This is a genomic window from Streptomyces daghestanicus (assembly GCF_020521275.1).
In the GTDB taxonomy this organism is placed as follows: Bacteria; Actinomycetota; Actinomycetes; order Streptomycetales; family Streptomycetaceae; genus Streptomyces; species Streptomyces griseoviridis.
Genome location: NZ_BNDX01000011.1, coordinates 279,263 through 292,189 on the forward strand (window position 1 = coordinate 279,263; position 12,927 = coordinate 292,189).

Below are 12,927 nucleotides of genomic sequence, written 5' to 3' on the forward strand. Positions count from 1 at the left end.
CGCCCGGGCGCACCAGGAAGTGGTACCACCCGTGAGCAAGGACGCCGTGGACACGGCACAGGCCGCCGACCATCCCCAGGCGGCCGGGACGCCCGCGGACGCGGGCGACGCCGGTTACAGCAAGGACCTCAAGGCCCGCCACATCAACATGATCGCCATCGGCGGGGCCATCGGCACCGGCCTCTTCCTCGGCGCCGGCGGACGCCTGCGCGACGCCGGACCGGCGCTCGCCCTGGCCTACCTGGTCTGCGGGATCTTCGCCTTCTTCGTCGTCCGGGCCCTCGGCGAGCTGGTGCTGCACCGGCCCTCGTCCGGTTCCTTCGTGTCGTACGCGCGCGAGTTCCTCGGCGAGAAGGGCGCGTACGTCGCCGGCTGGATGTACTTCCTGAACTGGTCGACCACCGGGATCGCCGACATCACCGCGATCGCGCTGTACACGCACTACTGGAGCATGTTCACCAGCATCCCGCAGTGGGTGCTGGCGCTGATCGCCCTCGCCGTGGTGCTGGCGGTGAACCTGATCTCGGTGAAGATCTTCGGCGAGCTGGAGTTCTGGTTCGCGATCGTCAAGGTCGCCACCCTCGTCGCCTTCATGCTCATCGGCATCTTCCTGCTGGCCACCCGGCACGAGGTGGGCGGCTACACCCCGGGCACCGGCATGATCACCGACCACGGCGGCTTCCTCCCGCACGGGGTGATGCCGGTCGTGCTCGTCATGCAGGGCGTGATCTTCGCGTACGCCGCGCTGGAACTGGTCGGCGTCGCCGCCGGCGAGACCGCCGAGCCGCACAAGGTCGTCCCGCGCGCGGTGAACTCCATCATGTGGCGCGTCGCCGTCTTCTACGTCGGTTCCGTCGTCCTGCTGGCCCTGCTGCTGCCCGGCTCGCTCTACTCGGGCGCCGAGAGCCCGTTCGTCACCGTGCTGTCCAAGGTCGGCGTCCCGGCCGCGGGCGACGTGATGAACCTGGTCGTCCTCACCGCCGCGATGTCGTCCCTGAACTCCGGCCTGTACTCCACCGGCCGCATCCTGCGCTCGATGGCGACGGCCGGTTCCGCCCCGAAGTTCACCGCCGTGATGAGCCGCACCCAGGTGCCCTACGGCGGCATCCTGCTGACCTGCGGGGTGTGCGTGCTCGGCGTGGGCCTGAACTACCTGGTGCCCGCCGATGCCTTCGAGATCGTGCTGAACGTCGCCTCCCTCGGCATCATCAGCACCTGGGTGATCATCATGCTCTGCCACCTGGTCTTCGTGCGGCGCGCGAAGGACGGCCTGGTCACCCGGCCGCACTTCCGGCTCCCCGGCAGCCCCGTCACGGAGATCGCCACCATCGCCTTCCTGCTGGCCTGCCTCGGCATGATGTGGAACGACGAGGAGGTCGGCCGCAGGACCCTCCTCCTCGTCCCGGTCCTCGCCGTGATGCTCGTCGCCGGCTGGTTCGGCGTCCGCCGCCGCGTCCGCGAGAACGCGGCGCCCTCGGCGAAGTAGGACCGGGCACGGGGCCGGCCGCCCCGCGTCCCCTCAGGCCTCGCGTCCCGCCGAGTCGAGGAGGCGGCCGGCGAGGTCCGTCACCAGGCCGCGCAGGGCCGCCGGGCGTTCGACGACGAAGGGCAGGTCCAGGGAGGCGAGTACGCCGGGCAGCCAGTCGAGCCTTTCCACCCGCAGCGTGACCCGGTGCCAGCGTCCCGCCTCCGCGTCGTCGCCGTCCGCCGGCGGCAGCTCCGTCACCACCGCCACGGACGGCGGCAGCCCGGCGTGGATGCGCTCCGCCGTGCCCCGCACCCGCAGGGACACCTCGTGCCGGTACGGCGCCGTGGCGAGCGAGGTGAGCAGCCGCCGCGCCGGGTCCGGCCCGGCGGGCGGGGTGAACGACCCGGGCAGCACCCGTGCCCGGTCCATCCGGTCCAGCCGGAACACGCGCTCCTCGCCGGTCGCCGGCTCGGTCGCCGTCAGATACAGCCGCCCCGCGTGGGCGACGAGCCCGTGCGGGTGCAGCGTGCGCTCCCCGCTCCGGCCGTCGGCCGCGGTGTACCGCACGGTGACCGGCCGGTGGTGGGCGACCGCGTCGGCGCACGCGAGCAGCACCGCGGCGTCCGGGGCCGGCGTCCCGCCGGGCGGCGCGGTGAAGGCGAGGGAGCCGAGCAGCGCGTCGAGTCGCAGCCGGGTCCGCTCGGGCAGCACCCGCCGGATCTTCGCCGCCGCCGTCTCGCCCGCCGTCGCCGTGACCCCCGCCGGCCCGGCCCGTCGCCCGGCGGCAAGACCGAGCAGCACGGCGAGCGCCTCCTCGTCCGTCAGCATCAGCGGCGGCATCCGGTACCCCGGAGCCAGCCGGTAGCCGCCGTAGCGCCCCCGCACCGACTCCACCGGCACGTCGAGGTCGAGGAGGTGGCCGGCGTAGCGCCGCACGGTGCGTTCGTCGACGCCGAGCCGGCCGGCGAGTTCCGGCACGGTCCGGACGCCACCGGACTGGAGGAGTTCCAGCAGGGCCAGCACACGGGCGAGAGGACGAGGCATGCCGGAAAGTCTCCCGCACATACCGGGCGGGTTCCGCCCGGTATGCGTCCTAGCCTCGGCGGTGCTCGACCAGAACGCCCCGCCGACCAAGGGAGCCCCCCATGAACTTCGTCTCCGTCCGCGTCATCACGGACGACCTCGCCCGCCTCGTCGCCTTCTACGAGAAGGCCACCGGCATCCCCGCCGACCGGGTGACGGAGGACTTCGCCGAGCTGCGCACGCCCACGGCCACCCTCGCCCTCGGCAGCACCCGGACGGTCCCGCTGTTCGCCCCCGGCTCCGCCCGTCCGGCGGACAACCACAGTGTGATCATCGAGTTCCGCGTCGACGACGTGGACCGCGTCCACGAGAACCTCGCCGGCACGGGGACGGAGTTCGTCAGGGAACCCACCACCATGCCCTGGGGCAACCGCGCCCTGCTGCTGCGCGACCCCGACGGGAACCTCGTCAACTTCTTCACCCCCGTCACCCCGGCCGCGCAGGAGCGCCTCGCCCGCTGACCGCCCCGGCCGGCGGGGCGGGCGGTCCGCCAGGTGTGGTGGCGGCGTACGCAGGGAACACCTGTTGCCCCACCCGCACGGCGAAAGGTGCCGCTCGTGACGCGTGACCCCGACGACGACGCCCCGGCCCACGGCACGGACCCCCACCCGAAGGGCGCGCTGCCGGGCTCGGAGGCGGGTCTCGCCGGGCCGGACCGGCCCCGCACCGACCGCGTCGTCTTCGGCGTCACCGCCGTACTCACCCTGGCCTTCGTGGTCTGGGGCGCCGCCGCCACCGACTCCCTGGAGGACGTCTCCAGCGACCTGCTCGGCGGTCTGATGCACCACGGCGGCTGGGCGTTCGTCCTGGCCGCCTCGGGCTTCGTCGTCTTCGCCCTCTGGCTGGCGATCAGCCGCTACGGACGCATCCATCTGGGTGCCGAGGGGGAGAAGCCCGAGTTCCGCACGGTCTCCTGGGTCGCCATGATGTTCAGCGCCGGCATGGGCATCGGCCTGATGTTCTACGGCGTCGGCGAACCGCTGTCGCACTACACGACGGCCCCGCCGGGCACCGACCCGGCCGACCCCGGTGACCGCAGGGCGACGGCCATGGCCACCACCCTCTTCCACTGGACGCTGCACCCGTGGGCGATCTACGCGGTGGTGGGCCTCGGCATCGCCTACAGCACCTTCCGCAGGCGCCGCCGGCAGACCATCAGCGCCGTGTTCACCCCGCTCATCGGGGAGCGGAACGCGAGCGGCGGCGTCGGCCGGTTCATCGACATCCTCGCGATCGTAGCGACCGTCTTCGGCTCCGCCGCGTCCCTCGGCCTCGGCGCCCTCCAGATCGGCTCCGGCGTCCAGGAACTGGACTGGCTGGACGAGGTGAGCACCGGGCTGCTGGTCACGGTCATCGCGGTGCTCACCGTGGCGTTCGTCGCGTCCGCCGTCTCGGGCGTGGAGAAGGGAATCCAGTGGCTGTCCAACATCAACATGGTGCTGGCGCTGCTCCTCGCCCTGTTCGTCTTCGTCGCCGGCCCCACGGTCATCGTGCTGGACCTGCTGCCGACCTCGGTCTTCTCCTACCTGGGCGACCTCCCCGGTCTCGCCGCCCGCACGGAGGCCTCCGGCGGTGCGGGCGTCGCCGACTGGCTGGCGAGCTGGACCGTCTTCTACTGGGCCTGGTGGATCTCGTGGACGCCGTTCGTCGGCATGTTCATCGCCCGGATCAGCCGGGGCCGGACGATCCGGCAGTTCGTCGGCGGGGTCATCCTCGTGCCCAGCGCGGTCAGCCTGGTCTGGTTCGCGATCTTCGGCGGCTCCGCGATGAGGCTCCAGGAGCAGGGCCGGCTGGGGGAGGAGACCACCCCCGAGGGGCAGCTCTTCGGCGTGCTCCAGGAGTTTCCCGCCGCCACCGTCACCAGCCTCCTGGTGATGATCCTGGTCGGCATCTTCTTCGTGTCCGGCGCCGACGCCGCGTCGATCGTGATGGGCACGCTCTCCCAGCGCGGCGCGCTCGAACCGAACCGCCTGGTCGTCATCTTCTGGGGCGTGGTCACCGGCGCCGTCGCCGCCGTCATGCTGCTGGTCGGCAGCGGGCAGGGCGACGCGCTGACCGGTCTGCAGAACCTCACGATCCTCGCGGCGGCCCCGTTCGTCGTCGTGATGATCCTCATGTGCGTCGCCCTCCTGCGCGACCTGCGCCGGGACCCGCTCATCGTGCGCGGTGAGATGGGCTCCGAGGCGGTGGAGATGGCCGTGGTCGAGGGCCACCGCCGCTACGACGGCGAGTTCGAGATCCGCGTCGGCCCCGGCCGGGGCACGGAGACGGAAGGCGACCCCATCGGCCGACACGACTGACCCCGGGCCCGTCACCCCTGCCTGAGCCGGCCAGGCCCCCTTCGCACCCGTCGGCCCCTCACCCGCCAGCCAGCCAGCCGCGCGGCGTCCCGCGCGCACCCCCAGGCCACCGTGACGCCCGCGCCGCCGTGGCCGTAGTTGTGCACCAGCAGCCGCCCGTCCGGCAGGACCTCCCGCTCCAGCCGCACCGTGTCCCGTGCGGGCCGCAGCCCCACCCGGTGCTCCAGGACCCGCGCCCCCGCTATCTCCGGTCGCAGCGCGGCGCACCGCCGCACGATCGCCGCCGCCACCACCGGGTCCGGCTCCACCGACCAGGCGTCCTCCTCCGCCGTGCCGCCCAGCACCAGCCGTCCCGCGTGCGGGAAGACGTACGCCAGCTCCCCGGAGTCCGGATCGGTGGACACCGTCCAGGTCCGGACGCCTGGGTTCGCCACGACCACCAGCTGCCCCCGTACCGGCCGCACCGACGCGTCCGGCACCAGCGTCCGCGCCCCCAGCCCCGCGCAGTTGACCACCACCGGCGCCCGGACCTCCGCGAGCCGGGTCACCGCCCGCGTCTCGACCGTCCCGCCCGCCGCCCGCAACCGCGCGCACAGATACGGCAGATGAACCGACATGTCGATGAGCGGGAGGCGGACCCACAGCCCCGGCCGCGGATGCTCCCGGGCCGTCGCCGCCCGCAGCCCCGGCAGCCGCTCCGCCGCCCACCCGTCGACCTCGTCCCGCCCCGTCTCGCCGAGCACCCCCTCGGCCATCCGCACACCGGCCGGCTCGCCCCGGGCCGCCAGCCCCTCGTACACGTCCAGGGAGCGCAGCGCCCACGCGCGCGCCGCCGCGGCCGGCGCGATCCGGTACGGCCACCACAGCGCCCCCGCCACCGCCGAGGTGGTCCGCTCGACCGGCTCCCGTGTCCACACCCGCACCCGGGCACCGCGTTCGGCCAGGACGACAGCGGTCGTCAGCCCTGTCACCCCGGCGCCGACCACCACGACGTCGCCATCCAGTTCGGAGTCCATCCGCGGACCGTAGCGGAAGCCGGCCCCGCCGCGGGGGCCTCGTGCCCGCACCGGGAACGCGCACCGCATGTCCGCCGTGTACGCGGCCTTCGGCCGGGCACCGGCCACACCCGCACCGGGGGAGTACCCGCCGGGGCGAATACCGGGCCCGTCCAGGCTGTCCCGAGCGCGTGGACCTGGCCTGCGGTGCCGTGACGGCAGTGATCCGGCGCGACGGCGACGGTCACGTCCGGCAGGACCTCGCCCGGCATACCGACGCGCGCGCCGCCCCGCGCCACAACGGCCGTCACGGCACCGGCCCGTTCCGCTGCCCAGCCCCGGTCTACCGCTCTACCGCGCCGCCCCCCCCCGGACGGCGGCACCGCCACCCCGCGCCGCCGCGTCCCGCTGATCGGCGCCCGGACCACCGTCCTGGCCCGGCTCGCCGCCGCCCCGCGCACCCTCCACACCGGCGCCGGCACCGCCCCCGACCTCACCGACGCCACCGCCGGCGAACCGCGCCAGTACGGCGCCGACACCCGCGGGGACACGGTCCCCGGTGTCGCACGCGCCGCCGTCCCCGCCGCGCTCACCACCGCCGGCGCCGACGCGACCCGCGCCGGCGTCCCCGCCGCCGTGCGGGGCCGCTCCCCCCTGGTGGCCCCCGCCCCGGAGAGTGTCCTGGTCACGGCGGTGCCCCGGCGGCCCCGCACGGCGGCGACCGGAAAACCCCGGCGGAGTCCCCCGCCCCCCCGACGCTAAGATCGACGCCCTGATGACTGCCACCCTCGTCGCCAAGAACCTCACCGCCGGCCACGGTGACCGCTCCCTGTTCACCGCGCTCGACCTCGTCGTCGCCCCCGGTGACGTGATCGGGCTGGTCGGCCCCAACGGCGCCGGCAAGTCCACCCTGCTGCGGATGCTGGCCGGCCTCACCCCGCCCGAAGAGGGCGAGCTGCGGCTCTCCCCGCCCACCGCCACCGTCGGCCACCTCCCGCAGGAGCCGGAGCGCAGGCCCGGGGAGTCGGTCCGGGGGTTCCTGTCCCGGCGCACCGGCGTCACCGACGCGCAGCGGGCCATGGACGAGGCCACCCAGGCCCTGGTCGACGGCGCGCCCGGCGCCGACGACGCCTACGCGACGAGCCTGGAACGCTGGCTGGCCCTCGGCGGCGCCGACCTCGACGACCGCGCCGAGGAGGTCGCCGGGACCCTCGGCCTCGCCGTGGACCTGGACCAGCCGATGACGTCCCTCTCCGGCGGCCAGGCCGCCCGCGCCGGCCTCGCCTCCCTCCTGCTGTCCCGCTACGACCTCTTCCTCCTCGACGAGCCGACCAACGACCTCGACCTGGACGGCCTGGAACGCCTCGAACGCTTCGTCACCGGCCTGCGCGCCGGCACCGTCGTCGTCAGCCACGACCGCGAGTTCCTCGCCCGCACCGTCACCAAGGTCCTCGAACTCGACCTGGCCCAGCAGCGGATCAACCTCTACGGCGGCGGCTACGACGCCTACCTGGAGGAACGAGAGGTGGCCCGCCGGCACGCCCGCGACGAGTACGAGGAGTACGCCGACAAGCGGGCCGCCCTCCAGGACCGGGCGCAGACTCAGCGCTCCTGGATGGACAAGGGCGTCAAGAACGCCCGGCGCAAGGCGGCGAACGACAACGACAAGATCGGCCGCAAGTTCCGCAGCGAGGCCAGCGAGAAGCAGGCCGCGAAGGCCCGCCAGACCCAGCGCATGATCGAGCGGCTGGAGGCCGTGGAGGAGCCCCGCAAGGAGTGGGAGCTGCGGATGGAGATCGCGTCGGCCCCGCGCTCCGGCGCGGTCGTCGCCGCTCTGCGCGACGCCGAGGTCCGGCGCGGCCCCTTCGCGCTGGGCCCGGTCACCCTCCAGATCGACTGGGCCGACCGGGTCGCGGTGACCGGCGCCAACGGCGCGGGCAAGTCCACCCTGCTCGCCGCCCTGCTGGGCCGCGTCCCGCTGGACGCCGGGCACGCGAGCCTCGGCTCGGGCGTCCAGCTCGGCGAGGTCGACCAGGCCAGGAAGCTGTTCCACGGCCCCGAGCCGCTGCTCGACGCCTTCCACGCGGCCGTCCCGGAGACCGAACCGGCCGAGCTGCGCACCCTGCTGGCCAAGTTCGGCCTGAAGGCGGACCACGTGCTGCGCCCGGCGGCCACCCTCTCCCCGGGCGAGCGCACCCGGGCCGCCCTCGCCCTGCTCCAGGGCAAGGGCGTCAACCTGCTGGTCCTGGACGAGCCCACCAACCACCTCGACCTGCCGGCCATCGAGCAACTGGAGTCGGCCCTGGACTCCTACGAGGGCACCCTGCTCCTGGTCACCCACGACCGCCGCATGCTTCACGCGCTGCGGGTCACCCGCCGCCTGGAGGTGGCCGACGGCAAGGTGACGGAACGCTAGCCGCGCCCCGTCACGTCACCGCCGCCGTCCGTCCGCCTACGCCAGTCCCGCCCGCTTCAGCGCGTCGGCCATCGCGCTGTTGGCGGGCGGCGGCGTCGGCCGTCCCTTGCCCTTGCCGCCACCGCCGGACTGCTGCCGGCGCTGCTGCGGAGGCCGGCCGCCGCCCCGCTGCTGACGCGGCTGCTGCTCACCCGCGGGCTTGGGCGCGGCCTCGTCGTCCAGCCGCAGCGTCAGCGAGATCCGCTTGCGCGGGATGTCGACGTCGAGCACCTTCACCTTGACGATGTCCCCGGGCTTGACCACGTCACGGGGGTCCTTGACGAACGTCCTCGACAACGCGGAGACGTGCGCGAGCCCGTCCTGGTGCACCCCGACGTCGATGAACGCCCCGAAGGCCGCCACGTTCGTCACGACCCCCTCCAGGACCATCCCGGGGGACAGGTCGGAGATCTTCTCCACGCCCTCCTTGAAGGTGGCCGTCCGGAAGGCCGGACGCGGGTCGCGGCCCGGCTTCTCCAGCTCCTTCAGGATGTCCGACACGGTCGGCAGGCCGAAGGTCTCGTCCACGAAGTCCGTCGCCCGCAGCGACCGCAGCACCGAGGTGTTGCCGATCAGCGACGCCACCTCCTGCCCGGTGGTCTTCACCATCCGGCGCACCACCGGGTACGCCTCCGGGTGCACGCTGGACGCGTCCAGCGGGTCGGTGCCGCCCCGGATGCGCAGGAAGCCCGCGCACTGCTCGTACGCCTTGGGCCCGAGCCGCGCGACCTTCTTCAGCTCGCCGCGCGCCTTGAACGGGCCGTTGGCGTCGCGGTGCGCGACGATGTTCTCCGCGAGGCCCGAGGTGATGCCGGAGACCCGGGCCAGCAGCGGCGCGGAGGCGGTGTTGACGTCCACCCCGACGCCGTTCACACAGTCCTCGACCACCGCGTCCAGGGAGCGGGAGAGCTTCACCTCGGACAGGTCGTGCTGGTACTGGCCGACACCGATCGACTTCGGGTCGATCTTCACCAGCTCGGCCAGCGGGTCCTGGAGCCGGCGGGCGATGGAGACCGCGCCGCGCAGCGACACGTCCATGTCGGGCAGCTCCTGCGAGGCGAAGGCGGAGGCGGAGTAGACCGACGCGCCGGCCTCGGACACCATCACCTTCGTCAGCTTCAGCTCGGGGTGCTTGGCGATCAGCTCCCCGGCGAGCTTGTCGGTCTCGCGGGACGCCGTGCCGTTGCCGATGGCGATCAGCTCGACCGCGTGCTCCTTCGCCAGCCGCGCCAGCCTGGCGATCGCCTCATCCCACTTGTTGGCGGGCACGTGCGGGTGGACGACGTCGGTCGCGACGACCTTTCCCGTCGCGTCGACCACGGCGACCTTCACACCGGTGCGGAAGCCGGGGTCGAGGCCGAGCGTCGCGCGGGTGCCCGCGGGGGCGGCGAGCAGCAGGTCGCGCAGGTTCGCCGCGAACACGTTCACCGCCTCGTCCTCGGCGGCCGTGCGCAGCCGCAGCCGCAGGTCGATGCCGAGGTGGACGAGGATGCGGGTGCGCCAGGCCCAGCGGACCGTGTCCTTGAGCCACTTGTCACCCGGCCGGCCCCGGTCGGCGATCCCGAACCGGGACGCGACGACGCCCTCGTACGACGACGGCCCGTCCGTCGGCTCCTCGGGCTCCAGCACCAGGTCGAGGACGCCCTCCTTCTCGCCGCGCAGCATCGCCAGCACACGGTGCGAGGGCAGTTCGGTGAACGGCTCTGCGAAGTCGAAGTAGTCGGCGAACTTGGCGCCCGCCTCCTCCTTGCCCTCCTTCACCTTGGCGACCAGCCGCCCGCGCGTCCACATCCGCTCGCGCAGCTCGCCGATGAGGTCGGCGTCCTCGGAGAACTTCTCGGTGAGGACCGCCCGCGCCCCGTCCAGGGCGGCCTGCGGATCGGCCACCCCCTTCCCGGCGTCCACGAACGCGGCGGCCGCGGCGAGCGGGTCCACGGAAGGATCGGCGAGCAGCCCCTCGGCCAGCGGCTCCAGGCCTGCCTCACGGGCGATCTGCGCCTTGGTGCGCCGCTTGGGCTTGTACGGCAGGTAGATGTCCTCCAGGCGCGCCTTGGTCTCGGCGCCCCGGATGCGCGCTTCCAGCTCCTCGGTGAGCTTGCCCTGCTCCCGTACGGAGTCGAGGATCGCCGCCCGCCGCTCCTCCAGCTCGCGCAGGTACCGCAGCCGCTCCTCGACCGCGCGCAGCTGCGCGTCGTCGAGCATCTCGGTCGCTTCCTTGCGGTAGCGGGCGATGAAGGGCACGGTCGAACCGCCGTCGAGCAGTTCCACCGCGGCCTTCACCTGCCGCTCCCGCACGCCGAGTTCCTCGGCGATCCTGCCTTCGATGGACCCAACGTCGATCGACTCGGGTGTCGTCACGATCCCGTACCGCCTTCTCACTGAGGTTGCGCGGCAATTGTGGCAGGTCGCACCGGCACCCGGGGATCAGGGCGGCACCCGGGCAGGTCGGGTGGGGCTCCTCAGGCCCGGTGGCCGCGGGCCGAGCCGGACGCTCCGCCGAACAGGCGGGCGACGGCCCGGAAGGGCAGCGTCACGACGGTGGCGAGGGCGCCGCCGATCTGGCGCAGCACGTCTGCGATGGCACGGAACACAAGAGCCTCCCTCTGTCCACCCGGCCGGTCCGGCCGGGTGATGTACGGGTACCTCGCCGGCGGCCCGGTATGCCCGCGGCGTCGCTCAGCGCTTGCCGAGGAGGTCCGCCGGGAAGGCGCCGGCGCCCAGCGCGGCCCGCGCGAACGCCGTTCCCAGCTCGGTGAGGCGCGCGACGCCCGCCGCGCCGAGGTACTCGTACGGCCCGGCGTCCAGCCGGTCGGTCTCCCGCTCGATCTCCTCGCGCAGCGCCACGCCCTCCCCGGTCAGCTCACCGGCGCCGTCGAGCAGACCGCGCTCGCGCAGCCGCGCCGCCGCCGCGTCCCACTCCTCCTGCGACCAGCCGCGCGTGCCGAACACCCACTTCGGCGCGAGCCCCTTGCCGGTCGCCGTGTGCGTCACCAGAGCCTCCAGGCCGTCGAGACCGGCCGCCGCGAGCACCGCCAGATGCCCGTCGCCGCGGTGCTCGCGCAGCAGCGTCGCGGCGTGCCAGTACGCCAGGTGCGGCTCCTCCGGCACGGGCAGGTCGGCGTGGGCGGAGTACAGCGGCCGGGCCCCGCGCGTACAGCCCTCGGCGGCGCGCAGCGCCAGCCCGGCCGCCTCCGTCATCTCCGCCGACGCCACGGCCGCCTCGCCCAGCAGCCGGCGCAGAGTGGCGTCCACGGCACGCGCGCGTGCCGCGAGGGCCTGCTCCGGAGTGACCGTCGCCCAGACCTCGGGGACGTACCGGGCGACGAGTTCGTGCTTGTAGTTGTAGAACGCGGCGGTGACCGCGCCGGCCCCGACCGGCCCCAGCGCGGCGGCCCGGACCGCGAAGTTGACGGCCCGGGGGTCGGTCACCCCGAGAGCGCCCAGCTCGCGGCCGAGGTCGGGCGAGAAGTAGTGCGTCGAATGCAGGGAGTTGAGCACGTTGTGACAGCGGCGGCCCGGACGGCGGTCGATGGCTGGAGTCGTCATGCGAGGCACGTTACCAACCGGTAGGTATGTGCGGAACGCCTGTGCGCCCGATGGCCGGAAAGGTGGGAAGCACGTCATTGCGGACGTCCGCCGGGCGCCCGGAGAATCGGCGCCATGACGCAGCGAACCGTCCTCGTCGTCCTCTTCGACGGCGTGCAGAGTCTCGACGTCACCGGCCCCCTGGAGGTGTTCGCCGGTGCGGAGAAGACCGTCCCGGGCTCGTACCGCGTCCTGACGGCGGCCCTCGGCGGCGGTCCCGTGCGCAGCTCCAGCGGCCTGACCCTCGTCCCCGACCTGCCCCTCGCAGAGGCGCCCGCCCCGGACGTCCTCCTGGTGCCCGGCGGAGCCGGCACCCGCCGCCCCGACCCCCCGCTGACCGACTGGCTGCGGGTCCACGGCCCGCGCGCCGGGCGGCTGGTCTCCGTCTGCACCGGGGCCGTCCGGCTCGCCGAGGCCGGCCTCCTGGACGGCCGCCGCGCCACCACCCACTGGGCGTTCTGCGACCGCCTCGCCCGCGACCACCCGGCCGTCCGGGTCGACCCCGACCCGATCTACGTCCGCGACGGCCACGTCGCCACCTCCGCCGGCGTCACCGCCGGCATCGACCTGGCCCTCGCCCTGGTCGAGGAGGACCTCGGCCGGGACACCGCCCTCACCGTCGCCCGGCACCTGGTGGTGTTCCTGCGCCGCCCCGGCAACCAGGCCCAGTTCAGCGCCCAGCTCGCCGCCCAGACCGCGCGCCGCGAACCCCTGCGGGACGTCCAGCAGTGGATCACCGAGCATCCCGACGCCGACCTCGGCGTGGAGTCCCTCGCCGCCCGCGTCAGCCTCTCGCCCCGCCACTTCGCCCGCGCCTTCCGCGCCGAGACCGGCACGACCCCCGGCCGCTACGTCGACCGGGTCCGCCTCGAACACGCCCGCCGCCTGCTGGAGGACACCGGCGACGGCGTCGAGCAGGTCTCCCGCGCCAGCGGCTACGGCACCCCCGAGGCGATGCGCCGCGCCTTCGTCAAGGCGCTGGGCACCTCCCCGGCCGAGTACCGCCGCCGCTTCCGCCCCACCACCGCCCGCTGACCCCCA

The 12,927-nt window shown here is 74.1% G+C and carries 10 protein-coding genes; 5 read left to right on the top strand and 5 right to left on the bottom strand.

Annotated features, from left to right (window positions below; all coding sequences use genetic code 11):
• The first annotated feature begins 31 nt into the window (after nucleotides 1-31).
• Complete coding sequence (locus Sdagh_RS23575) at nucleotides 32-1,486, top strand: amino acid permease (RefSeq protein ID WP_189415683.1); 1,455 nt, start codon at nucleotides 32-34, stop codon at nucleotides 1,484-1,486.
• A gap of 33 nt (nucleotides 1,487-1,519) precedes the next feature.
• Here the strand turns inward: Sdagh_RS23575 and Sdagh_RS23580 are convergent, their stop codons facing one another.
• Entirely contained in the window at nucleotides 1,520-2,512 is a 993-nt protein-coding gene (locus Sdagh_RS23580) for a helix-turn-helix transcriptional regulator (protein ID WP_190077085.1), read from the bottom strand.
• A 101-nt stretch (nucleotides 2,513-2,613) separates the two neighbouring features.
• On the opposite strand from Sdagh_RS23580, the gene Sdagh_RS23585 reads away from it, so the two are divergent.
• Together Sdagh_RS23585 and Sdagh_RS23590 are read left to right on the top strand one after the other, a co-directional pair.
• The gene (locus Sdagh_RS23585) at nucleotides 2,614-3,012 is read left to right on the top strand and encodes a VOC family protein (protein WP_190077084.1); all 399 of its coding nucleotides are present in this window, start codon (nucleotides 2,614-2,616) and stop codon (nucleotides 3,010-3,012) included.
• Nucleotides 3,013-3,108: 96 nt separating this feature from the next.
• The gene (locus Sdagh_RS23590; RefSeq protein WP_372478465.1) at nucleotides 3,109-4,851 is read left to right on the top strand and encodes a BCCT family transporter; all 1,743 of its coding nucleotides are present in this window, start codon (nucleotides 3,109-3,111) and stop codon (nucleotides 4,849-4,851) included.
• Between the two features lie 11 nt (nucleotides 4,852-4,862).
• Here the strand turns inward: Sdagh_RS23590 and Sdagh_RS23595 are convergent, their stop codons facing one another.
• Entirely contained in the window at nucleotides 4,863-5,867 is a 1,005-nt protein-coding gene (locus tag Sdagh_RS23595) for an FAD-dependent oxidoreductase (protein WP_190077083.1), read from the bottom strand.
• Nucleotides 5,868-6,621: 754 nt separating this feature from the next.
• On the opposite strand from Sdagh_RS23595, the gene Sdagh_RS23600 reads away from it, so the two are divergent.
• Complete coding sequence (locus Sdagh_RS23600) at nucleotides 6,622-8,262, top strand: ABC-F family ATP-binding cassette domain-containing protein (protein ID WP_190077082.1); 1,641 nt, start codon at nucleotides 6,622-6,624, stop codon at nucleotides 8,260-8,262.
• Between the two features lie 36 nt (nucleotides 8,263-8,298).
• Here the strand turns inward: Sdagh_RS23600 and Sdagh_RS23605 are convergent, their stop codons facing one another.
• From Sdagh_RS23605 to Sdagh_RS23610, 3 genes are all read right to left on the bottom strand, one after another.
• On the bottom strand, nucleotides 8,299-10,659 hold the full coding sequence (locus Sdagh_RS23605; RefSeq protein ID WP_189415696.1) for a Tex family protein: 2,361 nt from the start codon (nucleotides 10,657-10,659) through the stop codon (nucleotides 8,299-8,301).
• 101 nt (nucleotides 10,660-10,760) lie between these two features.
• On the bottom strand, nucleotides 10,761-10,892 hold the full coding sequence (locus tag Sdagh_RS36525) for an LPFR motif small protein (protein ID WP_264201199.1): 132 nt from the start codon (nucleotides 10,890-10,892) through the stop codon (nucleotides 10,761-10,763).
• A gap of 85 nt (nucleotides 10,893-10,977) precedes the next feature.
• Nucleotides 10,978-11,847: an SCO6745 family protein gene (locus Sdagh_RS23610; RefSeq protein WP_190077081.1), complete on the bottom strand. Its 870-nt coding sequence runs from the start codon at nucleotides 11,845-11,847 to the stop codon at nucleotides 10,978-10,980.
• Nucleotides 11,848-11,961: 114 nt separating this feature from the next.
• Between Sdagh_RS23610 and Sdagh_RS23615 the strand changes: the two genes are divergently transcribed.
• Nucleotides 11,962-12,921: a GlxA family transcriptional regulator gene (locus Sdagh_RS23615; protein ID WP_189415700.1), complete on the top strand. Its 960-nt coding sequence runs from the start codon at nucleotides 11,962-11,964 to the stop codon at nucleotides 12,919-12,921.
• Nucleotides 12,922-12,927 lie beyond the last annotated feature (6 nt).

Bases quoted from the DNA above. Each gene is read 5' to 3' on its own strand.
- Sdagh_RS23600 (WP_190077082.1), top strand. From the start codon at position 6,622: ATGACTGCCACCCTCGTCGCCAAGAACCTCACCGCCGGCCACGGTGAC.
- Sdagh_RS23610 (WP_190077081.1), bottom strand. From the start codon at position 11,847: ATGACGACTCCAGCCATCGACCGCCGTCCGGGCCGCCGCTGTCACAAC.
- Sdagh_RS23595 (WP_190077083.1), bottom strand. From the start codon at position 5,867: ATGGACTCCGAACTGGATGGCGACGTCGTGGTGGTCGGCGCCGGGGTG.
- Sdagh_RS23580 (WP_190077085.1), bottom strand. From the start codon at position 2,512: ATGCCTCGTCCTCTCGCCCGTGTGCTGGCCCTGCTGGAACTCCTCCAG.
- Sdagh_RS23585 (WP_190077084.1), top strand. From the start codon at position 2,614: ATGAACTTCGTCTCCGTCCGCGTCATCACGGACGACCTCGCCCGCCTC.
- Sdagh_RS23615 (WP_189415700.1), top strand. From the start codon at position 11,962: ATGACGCAGCGAACCGTCCTCGTCGTCCTCTTCGACGGCGTGCAGAGT.